This is a genomic window from Mycobacterium sp. P7213 (assembly GCF_900604305.1).
Lineage (GTDB): Bacteria > Actinomycetota > Actinomycetes > Mycobacteriales > Mycobacteriaceae > Mycobacterium.
The window spans coordinates 63,991-84,191 of sequence record NZ_UWOA01000003.1; the positions used below are offsets into that span (position 1 = coordinate 63,991).

Annotated in this window: 25 protein-coding genes, 3 tRNA genes and 1 pseudogene; 19 read left to right on the forward strand and 10 right to left on the reverse strand. The window is 66.9% G+C overall.

Annotated features, from left to right (window positions below):
* Positions 1-34: 34 nt before the first annotated feature.
* The 5 genes and pseudogenes from EJK91_RS02065 (at position 35) to EJK91_RS23095 (ending at position 4,434) form a co-directional block, all read left to right on the forward strand.
* Positions 35-529, forward strand: a complete 495-nt coding sequence (locus tag EJK91_RS02065) for a protein disulfide oxidoreductase (protein ID WP_125078136.1) — start codon at positions 35-37, stop codon at positions 527-529.
* Positions 530-1,357, forward strand: a complete 828-nt coding sequence (locus EJK91_RS02070) for a cytochrome c biogenesis CcdA family protein (protein WP_024440965.1) — start codon at positions 530-532, stop codon at positions 1,355-1,357.
* Between the two features lie 37 nt (positions 1,358-1,394).
* Complete coding sequence (locus EJK91_RS02075) at positions 1,395-2,561, forward strand: zinc-binding dehydrogenase (protein WP_125078137.1); 1,167 nt, start codon at positions 1,395-1,397, stop codon at positions 2,559-2,561.
* On the forward strand, positions 2,558-3,682 hold the full coding sequence (locus EJK91_RS02080; RefSeq protein ID WP_125078138.1) for a 6-phosphofructokinase: 1,125 nt from the start codon (positions 2,558-2,560) through the stop codon (positions 3,680-3,682). Before EJK91_RS02075 ends, EJK91_RS02080 begins: the two co-directional genes overlap by 4 nt.
* Positions 3,675-4,434 (forward strand): annotated as a pseudogene (locus EJK91_RS23095) (class I SAM-dependent methyltransferase). Before EJK91_RS02080 ends, EJK91_RS23095 begins: the two are co-directional and overlap by 8 nt.
* A 318-nt stretch (positions 4,435-4,752) precedes the next feature.
* On the opposite strand, the gene EJK91_RS02090 reads toward EJK91_RS23095, so the two are convergent.
* Genes EJK91_RS02090 through EJK91_RS02105 form a run of 4 tightly spaced genes read right to left on the reverse strand, consistent with a single transcriptional unit; the run spans position 4,753 to position 7,295 of the window.
* Positions 4,753-5,370 carry an RES family NAD+ phosphorylase gene (locus EJK91_RS02090; protein ID WP_125078139.1) on the reverse strand — a complete coding sequence of 206 codons (618 nt, stop codon included), beginning with the start codon at positions 5,368-5,370 and terminating at the stop codon, positions 4,753-4,755.
* Positions 5,363-5,878 (reverse strand): hypothetical protein, encoded by a 516-nt coding sequence (locus tag EJK91_RS02095; RefSeq protein ID WP_125078140.1) that lies wholly within the window; start codon positions 5,876-5,878, stop codon positions 5,363-5,365. The genes EJK91_RS02090 and EJK91_RS02095 overlap by 8 nt, the downstream gene beginning before the upstream one ends.
* Before the next feature lie 47 nt (positions 5,879-5,925).
* On the reverse strand, positions 5,926-6,786 hold the full coding sequence (locus EJK91_RS02100; protein ID WP_125078141.1) for a cytochrome c biogenesis CcdA family protein: 861 nt from the start codon (positions 6,784-6,786) through the stop codon (positions 5,926-5,928).
* A complete protein-coding gene (locus tag EJK91_RS02105; RefSeq protein WP_046300931.1) occupies positions 6,783-7,295 on the reverse strand; it encodes a redoxin domain-containing protein in 513 nt (170 codons plus the stop codon). The genes EJK91_RS02100 and EJK91_RS02105 overlap by 4 nt, the downstream gene beginning before the upstream one ends.
* A 44-nt stretch (positions 7,296-7,339) precedes the next feature.
* On the opposite strand from EJK91_RS02105, the gene EJK91_RS02110 reads away from it, so the two are divergent.
* Genes EJK91_RS02110 through EJK91_RS02120 form a run of 3 tightly spaced genes read left to right on the forward strand, consistent with a single transcriptional unit; the run spans position 7,340 to position 9,325 of the window.
* Positions 7,340-7,777, forward strand: coding sequence for an SRPBCC family protein (locus EJK91_RS02110; RefSeq protein WP_125078142.1), 438 nt, complete (start codon positions 7,340-7,342; stop codon positions 7,775-7,777).
* Between the two features lie 23 nt (positions 7,778-7,800).
* On the forward strand, positions 7,801-8,250 hold the full coding sequence (cynS, locus tag EJK91_RS02115; RefSeq protein WP_444850789.1) for a cyanase: 450 nt from the start codon (positions 7,801-7,803) through the stop codon (positions 8,248-8,250).
* A gap of 10 nt (positions 8,251-8,260) precedes the next feature.
* Complete coding sequence (locus EJK91_RS02120) at positions 8,261-9,325, forward strand: patatin-like phospholipase family protein (protein ID WP_024440975.1); 1,065 nt, start codon at positions 8,261-8,263, stop codon at positions 9,323-9,325.
* A gap of 22 nt (positions 9,326-9,347) precedes the next feature.
* Here the strand turns inward: EJK91_RS02120 and EJK91_RS02125 are convergent, their stop codons facing one another.
* Entirely contained in the window at positions 9,348-10,181 is an 834-nt protein-coding gene (locus EJK91_RS02125) for a hypothetical protein (protein ID WP_024440976.1), read from the reverse strand.
* A gap of 11 nt (positions 10,182-10,192) precedes the next feature.
* Entirely contained in the window at positions 10,193-10,909 is a 717-nt protein-coding gene (locus EJK91_RS02130) for an MBL fold metallo-hydrolase (protein ID WP_125078143.1), read from the reverse strand.
* Between the two features lie 187 nt (positions 10,910-11,096).
* Here EJK91_RS02130 and EJK91_RS02135 point away from each other — a divergent pair.
* From EJK91_RS02135 to rplA, 11 genes are all read left to right on the forward strand, one after another.
* Positions 11,097-11,169: transfer RNA gene (locus tag EJK91_RS02135), tRNA-Thr, on the forward strand.
* 39 nt (positions 11,170-11,208) lie between these two features.
* A tRNA-Met gene (locus EJK91_RS02140) sits at positions 11,209-11,282 on the forward strand.
* Between the two features lie 37 nt (positions 11,283-11,319).
* Complete coding sequence (gene rpmG / locus EJK91_RS02145) at positions 11,320-11,487, forward strand: 50S ribosomal protein L33 (RefSeq protein WP_024440978.1); 168 nt, start codon at positions 11,320-11,322, stop codon at positions 11,485-11,487.
* Between the two features lie 12 nt (positions 11,488-11,499).
* The gene (hadA, locus tag EJK91_RS02150) at positions 11,500-11,976 is read left to right on the forward strand and encodes a (3R)-hydroxyacyl-ACP dehydratase subunit HadA (RefSeq protein ID WP_024440979.1); all 477 of its coding nucleotides are present in this window, start codon (positions 11,500-11,502) and stop codon (positions 11,974-11,976) included.
* The gene (gene hadB / locus EJK91_RS02155; RefSeq protein ID WP_046300928.1) at positions 11,963-12,391 is read left to right on the forward strand and encodes a (3R)-hydroxyacyl-ACP dehydratase subunit HadB; all 429 of its coding nucleotides are present in this window, start codon (positions 11,963-11,965) and stop codon (positions 12,389-12,391) included. Before hadA ends, hadB begins: the two co-directional genes overlap by 14 nt.
* Positions 12,392-12,405: 14 nt before the next feature.
* The gene (hadC, locus tag EJK91_RS02160) at positions 12,406-12,906 is read left to right on the forward strand and encodes a (3R)-hydroxyacyl-ACP dehydratase subunit HadC (RefSeq protein ID WP_125078144.1); all 501 of its coding nucleotides are present in this window, start codon (positions 12,406-12,408) and stop codon (positions 12,904-12,906) included.
* A gap of 160 nt (positions 12,907-13,066) precedes the next feature.
* Positions 13,067-13,139: transfer RNA gene (locus EJK91_RS02165), tRNA-Trp, on the forward strand.
* Between the two features lie 77 nt (positions 13,140-13,216).
* The gene (gene secE / locus EJK91_RS02170; protein ID WP_024440982.1) at positions 13,217-13,669 is read left to right on the forward strand and encodes a preprotein translocase subunit SecE; all 453 of its coding nucleotides are present in this window, start codon (positions 13,217-13,219) and stop codon (positions 13,667-13,669) included.
* A 23-nt stretch (positions 13,670-13,692) separates the two neighbouring features.
* Positions 13,693-14,484, forward strand: a complete 792-nt coding sequence (nusG, locus tag EJK91_RS02175) for a transcription termination/antitermination protein NusG (protein ID WP_024440983.1) — start codon at positions 13,693-13,695, stop codon at positions 14,482-14,484.
* A 25-nt stretch (positions 14,485-14,509) separates the two neighbouring features.
* Positions 14,510-14,938, forward strand: a complete 429-nt coding sequence (rplK, locus tag EJK91_RS02180) for a 50S ribosomal protein L11 (protein WP_024440984.1) — start codon at positions 14,510-14,512, stop codon at positions 14,936-14,938.
* A gap of 155 nt (positions 14,939-15,093) precedes the next feature.
* Entirely contained in the window at positions 15,094-15,801 is a 708-nt protein-coding gene (rplA, locus tag EJK91_RS02185) for a 50S ribosomal protein L1 (protein WP_125078145.1), read from the forward strand.
* Positions 15,802-15,864: 63 nt separating this feature from the next.
* Here rplA and EJK91_RS02190 read toward each other — a convergent pair whose 3' ends face one another.
* The 4 genes from EJK91_RS02190 to EJK91_RS02205 all read right to left on the reverse strand — a co-directional run bounded on the left by EJK91_RS02190 (position 15,865) and on the right by EJK91_RS02205 (position 20,156).
* On the reverse strand, positions 15,865-16,755 hold the full coding sequence (locus EJK91_RS02190) for a cyclopropane mycolic acid synthase family methyltransferase (protein ID WP_024440986.1): 891 nt from the start codon (positions 16,753-16,755) through the stop codon (positions 15,865-15,867).
* A gap of 156 nt (positions 16,756-16,911) precedes the next feature.
* On the reverse strand, positions 16,912-17,775 hold the full coding sequence (locus EJK91_RS02195) for a cyclopropane mycolic acid synthase family methyltransferase (protein WP_046300925.1): 864 nt from the start codon (positions 17,773-17,775) through the stop codon (positions 16,912-16,914).
* Between the two features lie 117 nt (positions 17,776-17,892).
* Entirely contained in the window at positions 17,893-18,801 is a 909-nt protein-coding gene (locus EJK91_RS02200) for an alpha/beta fold hydrolase (RefSeq protein ID WP_275451595.1), read from the reverse strand.
* Positions 18,802-18,803: 2 nt separating this feature from the next.
* Positions 18,804-20,156, reverse strand: a complete 1,353-nt coding sequence (locus tag EJK91_RS02205) for an ABC1 kinase family protein (RefSeq protein WP_024440989.1) — start codon at positions 20,154-20,156, stop codon at positions 18,804-18,806.
* Positions 20,157-20,201: the final 45 nt, after the last annotated feature.

Consider the following 20,201-nt stretch of genomic DNA (forward strand, 5'->3'; position numbering starts at 1 on the left):
GCGTGGGCTGAACCATCGGCCGTCCGCGTTCGTGATGCCTCACATGAGGATCTACACGTTGGTACTGGCCGCTGTCGCCGCACTGGTTGTCGGGCTGGCCGCCTCACCGGCCGCCACCGCCGCAGATGACCGGTTGCAGTTCACCACCACGACCATTGACGGGACCCCCTTCAACGGCGCCAGCCTGCAGGGCAAACCCGTAGTGCTGTGGTTCTGGCGGCCGAGTTGTCCGTTCTGCAACGCCGAAGCGCCGTCGGTGAGCCAAGTCGCGGCCGCCAACCCCCGGGTGACCTTCGTCGGAGTCGCGGGCCGCTCCGATGTGGCGTCGATGCAGGCCTTCGTCGCCAAGTACCACCTGAACTTCACCAACCTCAACGACGCCGACGGCTCGATCTGGACCCGATTCGGAGTGCCGTGGCAGCCCGCCTACGTATTCGAGCGCTCCGACGGCACCTCGACCTTCGTGAACAACCCCACCTCGGCGATGTCGCAACAGGAGTTGTCCGACCGGGTCGCGGCGCTGACCTAGGTGAACCAGAACCTGCCCGCGCTGGCCTTCGCCGCAGGGTTGGTGGCGGCCCTGAATCCGTGCGGGTTCGCGCTGCTGCCCGCCTACCTGGCATTGGTGGTGCGTGGCGAGCGGACCGGCGGGCGGCAGGCGGTGGGCCGCGCGCTGGCGGCCACCGCGGCGATGACCCTGGGCTTTCTGGCGGTGTTCGGCGTCTTCGGGCTGCTCACCGTCACGGCGGCCGCACGGGCGCAGCGCTACCTGCCCTACGCCACGGTGGTGATCGGGGTGGTGCTGGTGGCCCTTGGGTTTTGGCTGCTGGCGGGCGGCCGACTCGCGGTTGGATCGTTCGGCGGACGATGGGCGCCCACCGCCCGGATCGGGTCGATGCTCGGCTACGGGGTGGGCTACGCGTGCGCGTCGCTGGGCTGCACGATCGGCCCGTTCCTGGCGGTCACCGGGGCGGCCTTGCGCGGTGGCCGCGACGCGGTGACGGTCTATCTGGCATATGCGGCCGGGTTCGGCCTACTGGTCGGGGTGCTCGCGATCGCGGTGGCGCTGGCCCGCTCCGCGCTGATCGCCAAGATACGGCGAATCACCCGCTACGCGAGCCGGATCAGCGGGGCACTGCTGGTGGCCGTGGGACTCTACGTCGGCTACTACGGCTACTACGAAGTTCGCCTGTTCCAGGGCGACGCCAGCGTGGGCGATCCGGTGCTGGCCGCGGCGGGACGGCTCCAGGGCACGCTCGCCGGGTGGGTGCACCAGCACGGCGCCTGGCCGTGGCTGGCGGTGTTGGCGATCGTCCTGGTGGGAGCCCTGTTACGTGCTCGCCGCCCCGGTCGTTGACACCCCACCCGCCGGTCACCCTCGTAGGCTGGAAACCGTGAAAGCGGTCAGTTGCAGCAACAGCGAACTCGAGCTCGTCGAACTACCTACCCCCGTCCCGGCCAGAGGCCAGCTCCTCATCGACGTGCTGCGGTGCGGTATCTGCGGATCTGATCTGCACGCACGCCAGCACTGCGACGAGGTCGCCGATGTCATGGCCGCGACCGGATACGACGGCTTCATGTGCTCGGATCAGCAGGTGGTGCTCGGGCACGAAGTCTGCGGCGAAGTACTCGACCACGGTCCCCGTACTCGAAAGGCGCCGCGCCCCGGCACCCGAGTAGTCGCACTACCGCTGTTGCGGCGCGGTGACGCTGTCCATGCGATCGGGTTGTCGGAATCGGCGCCGGGCGGCTACGCCGAGCAGATGCTCGTCGAGCAGTCGCTGACCCTGCCCATTCCCAACGGCCTGTCGGTGGACGCGGCCGCACTCACCGAACCGATGGCGGTCGCCTGGCATGCCGTGCGACGCGGCGAGGTGCGCAAGCGCGACGTGGCGATCGTGATCGGCTGCGGACCGATCGGCCTGGCGGTGGTGTGCATGCTCAAAGCCCGCGGTGTGCGCACGGTGATCGCCAGCGACTTCTCGCCCGGCCGCCGCGCGCTGGCCACCCGATGCGGCGCCGACATCGTCGTCGACCCGGCACACGATTCGCCCTATGCCGCGGCCGCGGGCCACGGCCACCTGGAGAAGGCGCCGGATGCGCTGGGCTTGGCGGTGGGCACCGTCGAAAAGCTGTACAAGGCACGGTTGCCCTGGTGGCATGTCTGGCGGGCCGCCGAAGCCGTCGGCGCCGCCACACCCAACCGCCCGGTGATCTTCGAGTGCGTCGGGGTGCCCGGTGTCATCGACGGCATCATCGCCGGCGCGCCCCTGTTCTCCCGGGTGGTCGTGGTCGGCGTCTGCATGGGAACCGACGCGATCCGGCCGGCGATCGCGATCAACAAGGAAGCCGACCTTCGGTTCGTATTGGGATACACACCAATGGAATTCCGAGACACCCTGCACATGATCGCCGAGGGGAAGGTCGACGTCTCGCCGTTGATCACCGGCACCGTCGGACTGGGCGGGGTGGCGAACGCGTTCGACGCGCTGGCGGACCCGGCCCGGCATGCCAAGGTTCTGATCGATCCCAAAAGCCCGGTGCTGGCGGTCCAGGGGTGACGGCGGGCATCAAGCGCATCGCGATCAGCACTGGTGGCGGTGACGCACCAGGTCTCAACGCCGTCGTCTACGCCGCCACCCTGGCCGCCCAAAGACGAGGCTGGGACGTGGTCGGGATCCGCGACGGCTACAACGGGCTGCTGCTGGGCGACGACTATCCCGATGGCGGTCTGATCGAGCTGAACCGTAACCGGGTGCGCGGCATCATCCACCAGGGCGGCACCATCTTGGGCAGCACCAACCGCGGCAACCCGATCGCCTACCCGGTGCAGCAGCCCGACGGCAGCTGGAGCGAACAGGACCGCACCGACGAGCTGCTCGAGCGCTTCGCAGAGCACGAGATCGATGCGTTGATCACCATCGGGGGCGACGGGTCCCTGGCGATCGGCCACCACCTGCACCAGGCTGGGCTGCGGCTGGTCGGGGTGCCCAAGACCATCGACAACGACCTGGAGGGCACCGCGGCGACGTTCGGTTTCGACAGTGCGGTCGATTTCGCCTCCGAGTGCATCGATCGGTTGTTTCCCACCGCGACCTCGCACAGCCGGATCATCGTGGTGGAGGTGATGGGCCGCTACGCCGGCTGGATCGCGCTGCATGCCGGGCTGGCGTCCGGGGTGCACGCCATCTTGCTTCCGGAGATCCCGTATCGGCTCGAGCCGGTGGCCGAGCTGATCAACCAACGCGCGCAACGTGGTTCGACCTACTCCATTATCTGCGTGGCCGAAGGCGCCAAGCCGGTAGGCGGCGAGCTCACCGTGGCGGGCAAGGCGGTGGGTCAGGCCGAACGCCTGGGCGGCGTGGGCGCCAAGGTTGCCGCTGAACTCGAGGCGCTCACCGGGCGCGAGTCGCGTGCCGTGGTGCTGGGGCATCTGTTACGCGGCGGTTCGCCGTCGTCGGTGGACCGGCTGCTGGGGCTGCGGTTCGGCGCTGCGGCGGTGCGGGCCCTCGACGAGGGGCGCAGCGGGGTGATGGTGGCGCTCAACCCGCCGACGGTGGATTACGTGCCGTTGGCCGAAGCTACCCGCCGACAGAAAACCGTTCCAGTGGACTGTGATTCGATCGAGACAGCGCGCGATCTCGGGATCAGGTTCGGCGACGAGAGCCTGCACGATGACTGAGGCGCCACGCCATCGCGGCGACTACGGCATCGACGGATCGTTTCACCGGGTCTCGCTGGGCGGGCAGCTCGCCGCTTTTGGCGATCGGGTCCGCCGCGCTGGCGATCTACGGCGGCATCGCCCTGGCCCGCGGTCCACTGTGGCCCGGCGCGGCGGCGTTGGTCCTCGACGCCGCCGTCCTGACCCAGGTCGGGCTGTATTGGCATGCGACGCGGGCCGGCAAGTTCAAGGTGTGGGACGACGTACTCGATGGGCTGCGCCTGCGCGGCGACGAAACCGTGCTCGACATGGGATGCGGTCGAGGTGCGGTGTTGTGCGCCGCGGCCAAGCGGCTGCCCGACGGCCGTGCGATCGGAGTCGACCTGTGGCAGGCCGATCAGACCGACAACTCAGCTGATGCCACCCGGGCCAACGCCGCCCTGGAAGGCGTCGCCGACCGGATCGAGGTGAGCACCGGCGACATGACCGCGCTGCCGCTGCCCGACGCCAGCGTCGACCTGGTGGTGTCCAACCTGGCGATCCACAACATCGGGTCTCGCGAGGGCCGCCGGCGTGCGCTGGCGGAGGCGGCCCGGGTGCTGCGGCCCGGAGGCCGGTTGGCCATCGCCGATCTGTGGGAGATCCGCCGCCACGCCGCCCAACTGCGTGAAATGGGTTGGCGTGACGTGACATGGCGCAACCTGGGCTGGCGAATGTGGTACGGCGGGCCGTGGACTTCGACCCGGCTGGTCACCGCGACGAAGCCGGGCTGAGCGCCGGGATCGGTCACGTCCGTCTCAGGCGTCACGCGGGAGCGGGGGTGTGGTGTGTGCCCGGCTCCGAGCGACAAGCGACGTTATGTCAGGCCGTGGCGGGGTGCTGGTGGAGAATCGCGCCTCGGCGAGCGCAATGCGAGTTGACATAACCGGCGTTGTCGCTCAGAGGCGGGCGCATGCCCACATCCTCCGTGCTGTGACTGGTGGGTATGTGACGGGTGGGTCTGTGACAGATGGGTCTGTGGCAGGTGGGTCTGTGACGGGTGGGTCTGTGACGGGTGGGTCTGTGGCAGGTGGGGCAGTGCGCTATCGGACTCAGTACGCGACGGTAAACCCGTGCCGCAGCACCAGATCCGCGGTCACCTCCGGGCGCTCCGCGAGCGGCCAGCACTCCACCGCGAATGCACCGACATCGAAGAACGCATAGTTGACCGAAGTCTCCGGGGTGGTGCGCGAACGATAGACGATCGCATCCGGGCATTCGTCGGGCTCGGGCCACCAGCGCCGCACGGCATCTGCCAGGTGCTGGCAGGTGGCCCACACCGCGTCGTGCTGGCCGGTGCTGATCTGGTCGTCGACGCCCAGGGCATCCAGGTTGCGCTCGGTGCGCAGATCGAGCACCCGCAGGTGTCGGGCGGCGGACAGCCGCACCAGATGGTGGCGGGCGTGATCGCCGGGGATCATCAATCCGGTCAGTCGGTAGCGTTCCCGGAACGCGCCGACGAGATCGGTCGCCGCGTAGCGGGTGCGAAACCCGCCGGACGGGGGATCGAAGCGATAGCGCGGCTGACCGAAGCCGCCCCAGGTCCACTGGCCGGGGGGCTCGGCGTCGAGTCGCCACAGCTGTGCGCCGGCGGCGATGCGCCGGCGGCGCAGCCCGCTGGGCCGGGCATCGGGCAGCGGTGCCCGATAGCCGGCCGGGAGTTCAGGCACCGAGCGAGGTGAGCAGTCGGCGCGCGGCGGGCGCCGTCTCGCCGTGGCGCAGCGCCTCGGCGATCGAGACACCGCCCAGTTCGTCATGGGTGAGCCGCATGATGCGGTCCGCGGCCAGCGGGTCGGTGGTGAACCGGCCCAGCAGCTCCAGGATCTCGGTCAGCTCCGGGCGCAGCCGGGCGTCATCGAATTGCCAGGCCGGAAACCAGGTCTGGTTGCCGATGGCCGCGCCGATGAGCTTGCCGCGGCTGCGCAGCCGGTGCACCGCCTGCGGTGTGCCCAACCGCAGGAGGTCTTGGACCTTCGGCGTGGGCAGCGCCCCGGCGACGAAGTCGTCGMCGAGGGCAGCGCGGCGCTGGTCGTTCAGGGCGTGGGCGGCGATACGCTCCAACGTGCCCTGAGGGGCGGTGGGCGCCTCCAGGAGCGCGTCGAGGACAAGGGCGAACCCGGCGTCGGTGCGGGCGCGTTCGGCGACCTGGCGGGCGATCGGGGCGACGGCGGTGGGCATGCGCCCATGCTACCCGCCGCTGCCCGAGATTGAAACAATCGAAACAATTATTCGGGGGCGGACCGGTGCCGGCGCCGCAGCGCTCGCCAGCCCAGTGCGCCGGCCACCAGCGCGACGATCGCGCCCAGCAGCGGCCAAACACCCAGCGCGTCGACCTGATCGGCCAGCCAGGACTGCACCGCACCCGCGGCACCGACCACCGGATCATGAGCGTCGCCCTCGGCGAAGTACAACCGGATCTCGTAGTAGCCGTAATAGCTGACGTACAGCCCGGTGAGCAACACGATCACCCCGGCGACGCGTCCCACATACGGCAGCACGCGCCGCAACGCGGAGCTGGCGGCAGAACCCGCCACCGCCACCGCCAGCGCCGCAACGCCGACGGTGATGCTCATGCCCACGGCATAGGCGATGAACGCCAGCACGCCCGCCACCGTCGAACCCTGCCGAAACGTGGTGCTGATCACCGCCAGAAACGGAGCGATCGTGCAGGACAGTGACGCCATGGCGTAGCCGACGCCGTAGCCGTACATCGACCCCAGCCGTGCCGTGGGTATCCCGCCCGCCCTACCGAGCAGCAACAGCGGGATCTCGCGGCCGGCCAACAACCAGACGCCCGTCGCCAGCAGCGCCACGCCGATCACCACAGTGGCGAACGGCAGATACTTCTGTGCCGAAGCGATCAACGGCGAGACGGCCAATCCGAAGATCCCGAACACCGTCAGAAATCCGGTGGCCATCACCATGGTCGCCAGCGCTGCCCGGGCCAGGGCGACCGGTCGTGAGGTATCTCGGCTGGCGGCGATAACCAGGCCCAGATAGCCGGGAAGAAACGCGAAACCACACGGGTTCAGCGCCGCCACCAGCCCGGCCCCCAGGGCAAAACTGAGTGCGGCGGTGTCGATCACGAACCGGTCAGGGCCTGTAGGCGCCTGTTCAGCTCGGCCTCGGCCAGCGAGCCCGTCACCACCTCGACGTGCCCGTCGGGCTTGATGAAGGCGTACGCCGGCTGCCGGGTGACCCCGAACCGGGCCCACACCGCCGCGTCGGTGTCGGCCAACTCGGTGAACTCGTCGACGCCGTACCTGTCGACGAACGCCCGTAACGCGTCCAGCCGGTCCTGCGCGCCCACGCCGACGAAGGTCACCTTGGGGTGCGCGGCGGCCAGTCGAGCGACCATCGGTGCATCCCGTTGGCACAGCGGACACCACGGCGCCCAGAACCACAACACGGCCGGTCTGCCGACCAGGCTCGCACCGGAAAATGGTCGGCCATCGAGGGTTTGGGCGGCGAAATCAAGTTGGGTGTTCTCGGCCCGGGTTTGCGATCCGCAGCCGAAGAGCAGCACCGCTATCGCCGCTACAGCCATGAGCAGTACGACCGATTGGCGACGCCCAGAGGCCTTGTCTTGCGGCATACCGGCGAGTATGCCACCGCAACCTGCGGGGCTAAGGTGCTGCCATGGCACGCGGACGCCTGGAGCACACCGCCGTCATCGCTGCGCCGCCCGAGACCGTCGCGGCGTTTCTGGCCGATCTGGTCAACTACGAAGCCGTGCACCCGATGCTGGTGCACGTCCGCCAGGTTCCCGGCGGCGCCGACGGCGTCACCCGATACCTGGCTCCGCATCGTATGCGCCTCTACGGAATACCGATCCGGTTCACCTGCCGGGTGGACCTGCGCACCAGCGCGCCCGGCGAGATCCGCACCCACACCCGGCAGCGGCCCGGCATCGAGATGTGGTCCACCATGACGGTGCACCCGCACGGTGGGGGCACCAGACTGCACGAACTGGTCGACATCAGCGCCCCACGGTTGTTGATGAAGACCGTGCTGCGCGACGGCGGCAGCTCGCACGCCGCGATGTGGGACAACCTGCGTCGCTATTTCGAACAGTGAGCGAGGCGGGCATGCTGGATGCCATGAACCGAAGCCAGATCACCGAGCAGATCATCGCCGCCCGCCTCGCCAAGGGACTGACCTGGCAGGAGCTGGCCGACGCAATCGACAAGCCGGTCGTGTGGACCACCTCGGCACTGCTGGGCTCACATCCCATTCCCGCCGAAGCGGCCAAGACCCTCGCGAGCCTGCTCGGACTGGACCCCGAGGTGGTGCCGGTACTGGCCGCGGTACCGATGCGCGGCGGGCTCACTGGACCGCCCACCGACCCGACCATCTACCGGCTTTATGAAGCGGTGGGCGTGTACGGCCCGGCGATCAAAGAGCTGATTCACGAGCAGTTCGGCGACGGCATCATGAGCGCCATCAACTTCAGCATGGACATCGAGCGCAAGCCCCATCCGGGCGGCGACCGAGTGGTGATCACTTTCGACGGTAAATTCCTTCCCTACGAATGGAATTCAGCGGACTGAGCGCCGGTCGATGGCTACTCGTCGAGCCCGCGACACCGACCCGCTGACCGCCGACCTGGTGCTGTCCGGCGGGGGAGTGCGCTTCATCGGGCTCGTCGGAGCGGTGGTCGCCCTGATGGAGGCCGGCTACTCGGTACAGCGCATCTCCGGGGTGTCCGGCGGTTCGGTGGTGGGCACGATTCTGGCCGCCGCGGCCCAGGGCGACCAGCTGACCGCGGCGCAGGTCAAAGACCTGGCGCTGTCGGTACCGCTGCACACCTGGCGCGACGCGGGGCCGATCCCGCTGGTCGGACCGGTGTGGGGGTTCCTGCGCGACAACGCCCTCTATCGCGGCGACGTCGCCTACGAGTGGATCCGCAGCGAGCTGGCGAACCTGGGAGTGCGCACCTGGGGAGATCTGGGCTACCACGCCGACAACCTGCTGCCCGAGCGGCGCTACCGCGCCGTGGTCACCGTCACCGACGTGACGACCGGGCAGCTGGCGCGGCTGCCGTGGGACTACCGGCGGCTCTATGGGCTCGATCCCGATGAGCAGTCCGTCGCCGACGCGGTGCGCGCTTCGATGGCGGTGCCCTTCTTCTACCGCCCGGTGACGCTGACCAGCGCCAGCGGGCTGCGATCCACCCTGGTCGACGGTGGGGTGCTGTCGAACTTCCCGATCTACACCTTCGACCGGCTCGACGGCCGAGCACCGTTGTGGCCCACGTTCGGGGTCACGGTCGTCCCGGAGATATCCGACGGGATCGGTGCCATGGTTCCGGTGCTGCGGCCGCTGCGACTGTTCGGGCAGTCACTGCTGCTGGAGAACCTGATCAGCACCATGCTGGTCGGCCACGACCAGACTTACCTGAACCAGCCGTGGGTCAGTGTGCGGGCCATCAAGGTCAACTCCACCGACGTCAGCGTGCTGGACTTCGACATCTCCCGGGAGCGGCTGGAGAAGCTCTACGACAACGGCTACGCCGCGGCCAGCGAGTTCCTGTCGAGCTGGGACTGGCCGGCTTACCTGCAGCGGTTCCGGGCGTCGCACTACCCCAGCACGGGCGCAGCCGAGGACACCGCCGAAAGCGACTGAAGCCGGGATCCGTGCGGTGGGCTCAGCTGCGATGCTTGCCTAACTCCGCGCTGGGGTCGCCGAGCCGCACCGTGATGTCGGTGCTGCCGGACGCCTCCAGTTGCTCGCGACCGCGAAGGCGGTCCTGGATCTCACGCGCCGCACCGTTGATCCGCTCGATCTCGCCGCGGAACACGTCCGGGCGGGTCTCCTTGCTGGCGTAGTGGAAGTAACTGAGCAGACTGCGCAGCAGCTCCAGTTTCTGCTTCTCGCGCTTGGCCAGGTCGTGGGTGGTCATCAACTCGACCCGCCGCACCGGGGGCAGGTCACCCCAGTCGAGGACCACCTTGTTCTCGTACCGAGGCTGCTTGCCCCGCCGCCCGAACCAGCCCTTGGGCTCGTCGGGGCTGTCGGCGTAGCTGATCGTCCCGGTGAACCGCGACTCGATGCCCTCGCCGAGCTCGGCTCGGTCGATCGCGGAGTCCCACACCGTTCGCCATTCCTGGTTCGGCGCCAGCACCGTCAGTTCTTCGGGCAGTTGCAGCGCGACGACGTCGGCGTAGCCGTCCGAGGCGGTTTCGTAGCGGGCCACCGTCGGTGGCTGGTCGAACGCGAACCGGATGTCGTAGGCCGCGGTCTTGCCGAAGTTGCGGACCACCAGCTCGATGACGTGCCAATCGGCGGCGTGCGGCTCCATGAACATCGCCACGTGCGGCCGGGTCTGTTCGGCGGCCAACCGGCGGTTGCGCTGCAGTTGACGGTTCAAATAGAACAGCGCCAGCACGGTGATCCCGATGGCCAGCCAGGCGGCCCAGGCCAGCCAGGCATCCGCGCCCGCGTGGGCGACGTCATACAAGCGGTCCTCAACTGATCCCATCAGCCATCCCCTCATCCGCCCATCAGCATGCGCCACCGGTCCAGGCTTCCGGCGCTGAATACGTAGTTGGATCGCTTCACTTCCGACAGCGCTGCGCTCGGGTCGGCCGAATACCAGTGCCCAGGGAACACGGTCGGGTCACCCGGCAACGCGGCCAGCTGCTGCAGGCTGCGGTACATCTCGTCGGAGTCGCCGCCCGGAAAGTCGGTGCGGCCGCAGCCCTCCAGGAAGAGAGTGTCGCCGGCCACCAGCCGGCCATCGAGCAGGAAGCATTGGCTGCCCGGCGTGTGGCCGGGGGTGTGCAGCAGCTCGATGTCGATGGCGCCGACGCTGACCTTGTCGCCGTGTTCGTGCGAGGTCAGATCCGACAGCGGAATTTCGGTGACCCGCGAAACCCACTGCGCTTCATGGCTGTTCACGTGCACCGGAACGCTGGCCCGTTCCAGCAGCTCGGCCAGCCCCTTGAGCTCGAAGCCCATCATCTTGCCGCCCACGTGATCGGGGTGGTGATGGGTGACCAGTACGCCCGACAGGTGCATCCCGTCGGCCTCGAGCGCGTCGAGCAGATCGCCGGCGGCATAGGCCGGGTCGATCACCACGGCGTCGCCGGTCTCGCGGTCGCCGATCAGGTAGGCGAAGTTGCGCATCTGCGCAGCGATCGGGTCGCCGGCCGCGAAATCGCGTCCGGAGAGCAGCTGGCGGAAGTACAGCCGGTCGGAATCGGGCACGCCCTTCAGCCTAAAGCAGCGGGGGCCGGTCGATTGCGAGCGCGGCGAAGCCGGGCGATGCAGGTCGCCGCCAAGCGGGCCGGGCCTGCCCTGACACAGGTTCTGTCGTCGCGGTTTGGTGACCTCGTGGCCGAGGTTGTAACCTTCTACAGGCTTGCAGCGCCCGAAAGGGTTGCTGTGGGTGACCGCCCCCTTAGCTCAGTCGGCAGAGCGTTTCCATGGTAAGGAAAAGGTCAACGGTTCGATTCCGTTAGGGGGCTCGGTGGACGCCAGTCGGTGCGCCGACTAGCGCCGATCGGGGCGGTGTAGCTCAGCTGGTTAGAGCGCACGACTCATAATCGTGAGGTCGGGAGATCGAGCCTCCCCACCGCTACTGCAAGCAATTCGACATGTGAAGAAGGACGACAGACGTGGCCTCCAGTACTGATGTGCGGCCGAAGATCACCTTGGCCTGTGAGGTGTGCAAGCACCGCAACTACATCACCAAGAAGAACCGCCGTAACGACCCCGACCGGCTGGAGCTGAAGAAATTCTGCCCCAACTGCGGCAAGCACGAGTCGCACCGCGAATCTCGCTAAGCAGGCCGAGCCATGTCGTTGGCCGACCGCCTCGCTGGGGCGCACTACCGCTATCCCGACCACTACGACGTGGAACGGGAGAAAATCCGCGAGTACGCCCGTGCGGTCAAGGCGGTGGACCCCGCCAGCCTGGACCTGCGAGCGGCAGCGGATCTCGGTTACGACGGGCTGGTGGCCTCGCTGACCTTCATCTCGGTGTTCGGGCACATGGCCATTTCGGGTTTCTTCGAGCATTGCGGTGTCACCACCGACGACGCTCAGATCGTCCAGGTCGACCAGAAGATTGAGTTTCACCAAGCGATCAAGGAAGGTGACCGGCTGTTTTGCGACGTGTCGGTCGAATCCGTTCGCCGCGCACACGGCACCGACATCATCGTCACTCAACAGGTGGTCACCAACCACGCCGGCGAGATCGTGCAGAAGACATATACGACACTGGCGGGCCGCGCCGGCGAGGGAGATAAGGGTTTCACCGATGGCGTTGCGTGAGTTCAGTTCGGTCAAGGTCGGCGACCAGCTGCCCGAGCGGGTCATCCCGCTGTCGCGGCAGGATCTGGTCAACTACGCGGGCGTGTCCGGCGACCTGAACCCGATTCACTGGGACGACGAGATCGCCCAGCAGGTGGGCCTGGACACCGCTATCGCCCACGGCATGCTGACCATGGGCCTCGGCGGCGGATACGTCACGTCGTGGGTGGGGGACCCGGGCGCCGTGACCGAGTACAACGTGCGTTTCACCTCTGTGGTGCCGGTGCCCAACGATGGCAAGGGTGCGGAGATCACCTTCAGCGGCCGGGTGAAGTCTGTCGACGCCGAGTCGAAGACGGTGACCATTGCGCTCACCGCCACCACTGGGGGCAAGAAGATCTTCGGGCGGGCGGTCGCGTCCGCGAAGCTGGCTTAGAGGAACGCGCTGCGATGGCGATCAAGACTGACATCAGGGGGATGATCTGGCGTTACCCGGAGTCGTTCGTGGTGGGCCGCGAGAAGATTCGCGAGTTCGCCCGGTCCATCAAGGCCGAGGATCCCGCCTACTACGACGAGGCGGAAGCCGCCAAGCTGGGCCACGACTCGCTGCTGGCACCGCCGACGTTCGTGGCGATTCTGGCGAAGCTGGTGCAGTCCGATTTCTTCCGTCACGTCGACACCGGCTACACCACCATGCAAATGGTCCAGGTGGACCAGGGCTTCAAATACCTCAAGCCGATCAAGGCCGGCGACACCCTGTACGCCCGGATGGAGATCGCCTCGGTAGTGGAGCGTTTCGGTGCCGACATCGTCACCACCCGCAATATCTTGACCAACCAGGACGGTGAGGTAGTGCTCGAAGCCTTCACCACGATGATGGGTCACGACGGCGATGATTCGGTCAACCTCCGATGGGACGCCGAATCCGGTCAGGTCGTCCGAACAGCCTGATTAGTAACTGGCCGCAGCGGCGAGGTACACTCGGACCTCGGGGTTTTCCCAGCATTAGCGCGCTTTCCGTGAGGCGAACGGGGGGCGCGCGAATTGTGTGAGCCGGAGACGGCGCACGGGTAAGGCTTCCGAACCCGCAGGGTTGGTACGCCAACCGCGAAGGGGCGTAGCTCAACTGGCAGAGCAGCGGTCTCCAAAACCGCAGGTTGCAGGTTCAAGTCCTGTCGCCCCTGCTGACGTGCCATGGTGGACACTGGACACCATGCGCGGTACGGCAATGAGGTAAGCGCGAACAACGAAGGAGCATGCGGTGACCGACGAGCTCGACCGTCCCGACGCCGCAGCCGACGGCGATAGCGATGCCGAATCCGGCAGCAGCAGTCGCACGGCCGTGGTGAGCAGGCAGGTCGGCGACCCGCTGCGGCCCACCGGCAAGCGTTCGCGGCGTCGTGGTGCCGGTGACGGCGGCGACGACGTGGAGTCCACGGCTACCGAATTGGACGCGGAAGACGCCGCGGACGCCGCAAAGGCCAAGAAGAAGGCGAAGAAGAAGGCCGAAGGGCCTTCCCGCAACCCGTTCGTCTTCGTTCTGAATTTCCTCAAGCAGGTCGTCGGCGAACTTCGCAAGGTGATCTGGCCGAACCGCAAGCAGATGGTCACCTACACCGCGGTGGTGCTGGCCTTCCTGGTCTTCATGGTGGCGTTGGTCGCCGGGGCAGACTACGGATTCGCTCGGCTGGTGCTGCTGGTGTTCGGCGAGTGAAGTTATAGGAAGGACTGACAACCGTGACTACCTTCGACGGCGACACGCCCGCGGGCGAGCCGGTCGACGTGGCGGAGGCCGCTGAGGTTCCCGCTGAGGACTCCGCGGTGGAGGCCACCGAGTCCGCCGAGGCTGACGCTCCCGAGGCCACTGAGGCCACCGAGGCGGCCCCGGACGAGCCGGCTGAGGAACTCGACCCCGCGGTGGCGCTGAAAGCCGAACTGCGCTCCAAGCCGGGCGACTGGTACGTCATCCACTCCTACGCCGGGTACGAGAACAAGGTGAAAGCCAACCTCGAGACCCGCGTGCAGAACCTCGACGTCGGCGACTACATCTTCCAGGTGGAAGTGCCCACCGAAGAGGTCACCGAGATCAAGAATGGCCAGCGCAAGCAGGTCAACCGCAAGGTGCTGCCGGGCTACATCCTGGTCCGAATGGACCTGACCGACGACTCCTGGTCTGCGGTGCGCAACACCCCGGGCGTCACCGGATTCGTCGGCGCCACCTCGCGGCCGACCTCGCTGCCGCTGGACGACGTGGTCAAGTTCCTGCTGCCGCAGGGTGCGGCGAAGAAGCAGGCCCGTGGCACGGCGAGCGCCGCGGCGGCCGCCTCTGAGGGCGGTCTGGAGCGGCCGGTCATCGAGGTCGATTACGAGGTTGGCGAGTCGGTCACCGTCATGGACGGTCCGTTCGCCACGCTGCCCGCCTCGATCAGCGAGGTCAACGCCGAGCAGCAGAAGCTCAAGGTGCTGGTGTCCATCTTCGGTCGCGAGACACCAGTGGAACTGGCCTTTAACCAGGTCTCCAAGATTTAGTACGTAGGAAAGGAAACACCCTCTCATGGCCCCGAAGAAGAAGGTCGCCGGGCTGATCAAGCTTCAGATCAAGGCTGGCGAGGCCAACCCCGCGCCGCCGGTCGGACCCGCACTTGGTCAGCACGGCGTGAACATCATGGAGTTCTGCAAGGCGTACAACGCCGCGACGGAAAGCCAGCGCGGCAACGTCATTCCCGTGGAGATCACCGTCTACGAGGACCGCAGCTTCACCTTTGCGCTCAAGACCCCGCCCGCCGCACGGATGTTGCTCAAGGCCGCCGGTATCGCCAAGGGCTCGGCCGAGCCGCACAAGACCAAGGTCGCCAAGGTGACCTGGGACCAGGTGCGCGAGATCGCCGAGACCAAGAAGGCTGACCTCAATGCCAACGACATCGAGGCCGGCGCCAAGATCATCGCCGGAACCGCCCGCTCCATGGGCATCACCGTCGAGTAGTACCCCCACTCGACGAATGTCCTGAGCACGACGAAGCGGGCCGAGGAACGAGGCCCAGCGCAGGAGTGCGAAGGAGTATTCGGAGAGAAACGGAACCGTGGGAGGGCCAGCTTCGGCCCGTCAACCACAACCAACCATTTGAGATTGGATAACCAATGAGCAAGACCAGCAAGGCTTACCGCGCCGCCGCCGAGAAGGTGGACCGCGACAACCTCTACACTCCGTTGCAGGCGGCCAAACTCGCCAAGGAGACGTCCTCGACCAAGCAGGACGCCACCGTCGAGGTCGCCATCCGGCTCGGTGTCGACCCGCGTAAGGCCGACCAGATGGTCCGCGGCACCGTCAACCTGCCGCACGGCACCGGTAAGACCGCCCGCGTCGCGGTGTTCGCGGTCGGTGAGAAGGCCGAGCAGGCTATCGCCGCCGGCGCCGACGTGGTTGGCAGCGACGACCTGATCGAGAAGATCCAGGGCGGGTTCCTCGACTTCGACGCCGCGATCGCCACCCCGGACCAGATGGCCAAGGTCGGCCGCATCGCCCGCGTGCTGGGCCCGCGTGGTCTGATGCCCAACCCGAAGACCGGCACCGTCACCCCCGACGTCGCCAAGGCCGTCTCCGACATCAAGGGCGGCAAGATCAACTTCCGTGTCGACAAGCAGGCCAACCTGCACTTCGTCATCGGCAAGGCGTCGTTCGAAGAGGCCAAGCTGGCGGAGAACTACGGCGCCGCCCTCGACGAGGTGCTGCGGCTCAAGCCGCCGTCGTCCAAGGGCCGCTACCTCAAGAAGGTCACCATTTCGACGACGACCGGCCCCGGCATCCCGGTGGATCCGGCCGTCACCCGCAACTTCGCGGCTGAATAGCACTCAGCGAAAAGCCCCCGCCCGCTTGCGCGTGACGGGGGCTTTTTTGCTGGCTGGTGGGATCTAGCCGGCCTGCTTGACGTAGCTGACCAGACTGACGTCCAGCGCCTCATCGGTGAAGTAGTACTCGCAGCCGCGCAGGTACTTCATGTAGCGCTGGTAGACCTCTTCGGACTGGATCGCGACGGCCTCGTCGTGGTGGGCCTCCAATGCGTCGCCCCAGATCCTGAGGGTCTTGATGTAGTGCGGCCGCAGCGAAAGCGCCTCGGGCACAGTGAAACCGGCCTTCTCACCGTGCTCCACCATCATGTTGGTGGTGGGCAGCCGGCCGCCCGGGAAGATCTCGGTCAGGATGAACTTGATGAACCGCGCGGTCTCGAACGTCAGCTTCTTGCCGCGCGCGTTGAGCTCATAGGGGTGGAAGCTCACGCTGCTCTGGATCGTCATCCGGCCGTCGGCCGGCATGATGTCGTAGCTGTTTTTGAAGAAGCTGTCGTAGTTCTCGAAACCGAAGTGCTCGAACGCCTCGATGGAGACGATCCGGTCCACCGGCTCGTGGAACTGCTCCCAGCCCTGCAGCAGGACCTGCCGTGACCGGTCGGTGTCGATGGCGTCCAGCAGGCTCTGCGAGTACGCATGCTGGTTCTTCGACAGGGTCAGGCCGATGACGTTGACGTCGTACTTCTCGACGGCGCGCTTCATGGTCGCACCCCAGCCGCACCCGATATCCAGCAACGTCATGCCGGGCTTCAGGTCCAGCTTGTCGAGGTTCAGGTCGAGCTTGGCCAGTTGGGCTTCTTCCAACGTGGCGTCCGGCGGCTCGAAGTACGCGCAGCTGTACATCCGGGTCGGGTCCTGGAACAGCGCGAAGAAGTCATCGGACAGGTCGTAGTGGGCCTGAATGTTCTCGAATTTCGGACGCATATCTGCGGTCCGGGTCGATTTGTCCACCATTTTTGACTGATTGCCTTCCTGATGAAACCCGCTGTGACCGGACGCGATAACCGCCTTGTCGTCCGTTCCGGTCAACTGTTGCAGCTTAGCGGGTCGGGGGTGAATCGGTTGACGTGAAATGTAGCCAAGCCGGATCCCGCGGCAGGCCGATCCCGACTATTTCTGCAAGGTGTACTGGTGGACGCTGGTGTTTCCGTTGCGGAACAGCTCCACACAGCCATTGAGGTACTTGTCGAAGCGGTCGTAGGCCTCTTGGCCCTGAACCTCGATCGCCCGCTCCTTGTTGGCCGCCAACATGGCCGCCCAGTCCTGCAGGGTGCGTGCGTAGTGGAATCCGATCTCGTCATCCCGGGTCACGGTGAAACCGGCGTCGGCGGCGTACTTGCGGGGCAGCCACGCCGACGGAAGCTGTCCGCCGGGGAAGATCTCCCGCATGATGAACAGCGTGAACTTGGCCAGTGACATGGTCATCGGGATGCCCTTGGCCTGCGCTTCGTCCTGCCCGCTGATCGCGGTGATGGTGTGCAGCAGCATCCGGCCGTCGTCGGGCAGCGCGTTGTAGGTGATGTCGAAGAAGGCCGGCCAGCGGTCGCGGCCGAAGTGCTCGAACGCCCCGATCGACACGATCCGGTCCACCTTGTCGGTGAACTCCTCCCAGCCCTGCAGGCGCACCTCGACGTTGCGGTTGGTGTCCACCTTGGCCAGCTTGTCGATGGCGTACTGGCGCTGCTCGCCGCTGAGGGTGAGCCCGATGACGTTGACGTCGTACTTCTCCAGCGCCCGCTGCATGCAGGCCCCCCAACCGCAGCCGATGTCGAGCAGCGTCATGCCGGGCTCCAGACCCAGCTTGCCTAGCGCTAAGTCGAACTTGGCGATCTGCGCCTCGTCGCAGGTGGTGTCCTTGTCCGGGTAGAACCCGCAGGTGTAGCCCATGGTCGGACCTAGGAAAAGCTCGTAGAACTCATTGGAGATGTCGTAGATCGACTGCAGTTCCTCGTACTTCGGCTCCAGCTTGGGCATGGCTCAGTTCACTCGCGATCTTCTCAAAATGGGGGGAGAGTGTGCACAGACTACCGTTGCTCAGCTGTTATGAGCACTTCGGTGTGGCTTTGGCGACGTAAGGACCACCGCCATAGATCACCGCGCGGCGGCAAATGTCGTGGTCAGCTCACTGATCACCGGATCCCACAACTCTTCGGGCAGGTCGTGACCCATGCCCTCGAACAGCACCAGCCGGGCGCGGTCGATGGCATCGGCGACCGCCTTGCCTCCCGAGGGCCGCATCAGCTTGTCGGCCAGGCCGTGAATGACCACAGTCGGCGCGGTGATCAGTCGGTCATAGGCGGTCAGGCTGCCGCTGGCCAGGATGGCGCCGAACTGCCGGGCGATGCCCCACGGGTAGTAGCTGCGTTCGTAGGCCTCGATGATGTTGGCCCGAAGTTGGTCTTCCGGCGCCGGGTAGCGCGGACTGCCGATGATCCGGCTGGCCCGCACCGCGTTGTCGATGATCACCTCACGAGGGGAGTCCGGTGAGGGCCCGGTCAGCAGCGCCATCAGTGCGCGCGGCGCCGGCGGGGGAAGAAAACGCCGGTTGTTGCTGGAGAAGATGACGGCCAGCGAACGCGTGCGGGGCGCGAACCGTGCGGCGAACACCTGCGCGATCATGCCGCCCATGGATGCGCCGACCACGTGCGCCTGCTCGATTCCGAGGTGATCCAGCAGGGCGGCGGCGTCGTCGGCCATGTCTTCGAGGGTGTAAACGGCCGGGCTGGGCTTGCCCATCCAGAACCGCGCCATCCGGGGCACCAGTGCGCCCCGGGCATGTTCGCGGCCCAGCTTGCTGGACAAGCCGACGTCGCGGTTGTCGTAGCGGATGACGCGCAGACCCTCGGCGACCAGCTTCTCGCAGAACCCGGTGCGCCACAGCAGCAGCTGAGCGCCCAGCCCCATCACCAGCAGCACCGGCGGATCCTCGGGGTTTCCCAGATCTTCGTAGAAGATCTCCAGATCGCCCGAGCGGGCGGTGCCGCTGCGCATCTCCACCAAGGTCAGACTCCCGGGTCGTCGTTGTCTTTGTGCTCGCGGCTGACATCGACCATGAAGTTGGCGAAGTAACCGGTCAGCTGTGGGTCGGACATCATCTGCCAGCGCGGCGCCAGCAGTTTCATGTAGCGCTCCACGTAGAGGAACTGCTTGCCGATGAGCACCAGCTCGCGCGGCAACTTGACGTCGTAGGCATCGGCCAGTGCGCCGAGCTGCTTGCCGATCTCGGAGTAAGACATGTCGCCCAGCGATTTCATCGTCAGCGGGGTGGCGAACGCCTCGAGATCCTTGGCGGCCTGGCCCTCGGGTTTGACGGTGCCCACCGCGCCCATTAACACCACGATCTTGCCGGCCGCGGCGTGATCCTTCTTGACCAGCAGCGCGTAGACCAGCTCGCGCAGCAGCCACCGGGTGCGGGGGTCGATGCGGCCCATGATCCCGAAGTCCAGGAACACCACCCGGCCCTCGTCATCCACCAGCAGATTGCCCGCGTGCAGGTCGCCGTGGAACAACCCGTGCCGCAGCCCGCCCTCGAAGGTCGAGAACAGCAGCGCCTTTACCAGCTCCACGCCGTCGAAACCGGCTTTGCGGATGGCGAGGGCGTCGTCGATGCGGGTGCCCGCCACGCGCTCCATCGTCAGCACCCGCTCGCTGGTGAAGTCCCAGTGCACGTCGGGCACCTTGATGTTCTTGCCGAGGGGGGAGGCGTGCAGGTGCGACACCCAGGTCTGCATCGACTGGCCCTCGATACGGAAGTCCAGCTCCTCGGCGAGATTGTCGGCGAAATCGGCGACCACATCACCGGCCGACAGTCGCCGGCCCAGCTTGGCCAGCTCCACCACCTGGGCGAAGCGTTTGAGGATCTGCAGGTCGGCCGCGACCCGCCGGCGGATGCCCGGCCGCTGGATCTTGACCACCACCTCCTCGCCGCTGTGCAGGGTGGCGAAGTGCACCTGGGCGATCGAGGCTGAGGCGATCGGGGTCTCGTCGAACTTCGCGAACAGCTCCTGCGGTTCGGCGCCCAGTTCCTCGACAAAAAGGGCATGTACCTCGGCCGGGTCGGCCGGCGGCACCGAGTCGAGCAGTCCGCGGAACTCGCGAGACAGCGGTTCGCCGAACGCGCCGGGACTCGAGGCAATGATCTGGCCGAACTTGACGTAGGTGGGGCCCAGATCGGCGAACGTCTGGGGCAGCTCGCGGATCACCTTCTGCTGGATGGGCCCGGGCCCGAGCAGCCGGGTGAACACCCGGGTGGCGGCGCGGGTGAGCTGCCAGCCCGTTGCGCCGATGCGGGCCGCCTCAACCGGCAGCGGCACCCGGTCCAGCTGGGCCACCTGGCGGGGTGGGGTCGAACTCATTGCTGCAGTCTGCCAAATCAGCGGCGGAAGTTCTCCGCCAGCGCA

Bases quoted from the DNA above. Each gene is read 5' to 3' on its own strand.
- EJK91_RS02125 (WP_024440976.1), bottom strand. From the start codon at position 10,181: ATGGGATCAGTTGAGGACCGCTTGTATGACGTCGCCCACGCGGGCGCG.
- EJK91_RS02065 (WP_125078136.1), top strand. From the start codon at position 35: ATGCCTCACATGAGGATCTACACGTTGGTACTGGCCGCTGTCGCCGCA.
- EJK91_RS02105 (WP_046300931.1), bottom strand. From the start codon at position 7,295: ATGCCGCAAGACAAGGCCTCTGGGCGTCGCCAATCGGTCGTACTGCTC.
- hadC (WP_125078144.1), top strand. From the start codon at position 12,406: ATGGCGATCAAGACTGACATCAGGGGGATGATCTGGCGTTACCCGGAG.
- hadB (WP_046300928.1), top strand. From the start codon at position 11,963: ATGGCGTTGCGTGAGTTCAGTTCGGTCAAGGTCGGCGACCAGCTGCCC.
- EJK91_RS02195 (WP_046300925.1), bottom strand. From the start codon at position 17,775: ATGCCCAAGCTGGAGCCGAAGTACGAGGAACTGCAGTCGATCTACGAC.
- rplA (WP_125078145.1), top strand. From the start codon at position 15,094: ATGAGCAAGACCAGCAAGGCTTACCGCGCCGCCGCCGAGAAGGTGGAC.
- rplK (WP_024440984.1), top strand. From the start codon at position 14,510: ATGGCCCCGAAGAAGAAGGTCGCCGGGCTGATCAAGCTTCAGATCAAG.
- cynS (WP_444850789.1), top strand. From the start codon at position 7,801: ATGAACCGAAGCCAGATCACCGAGCAGATCATCGCCGCCCGCCTCGCC.
- EJK91_RS02190 (WP_024440986.1), bottom strand. From the start codon at position 16,755: ATGGTGGACAAATCGACCCGGACCGCAGATATGCGTCCGAAATTCGAG.
- hadA (WP_024440979.1), top strand. From the start codon at position 11,500: ATGTCGTTGGCCGACCGCCTCGCTGGGGCGCACTACCGCTATCCCGAC.
- EJK91_RS02110 (WP_125078142.1), top strand. From the start codon at position 7,340: ATGGCACGCGGACGCCTGGAGCACACCGCCGTCATCGCTGCGCCGCCC.
- EJK91_RS02205 (WP_024440989.1), bottom strand. From the start codon at position 20,156: ATGAGTTCGACCCCACCCCGCCAGGTGGCCCAGCTGGACCGGGTGCCG.
- EJK91_RS02120 (WP_024440975.1), top strand. From the start codon at position 8,261: ATGGCTACTCGTCGAGCCCGCGACACCGACCCGCTGACCGCCGACCTG.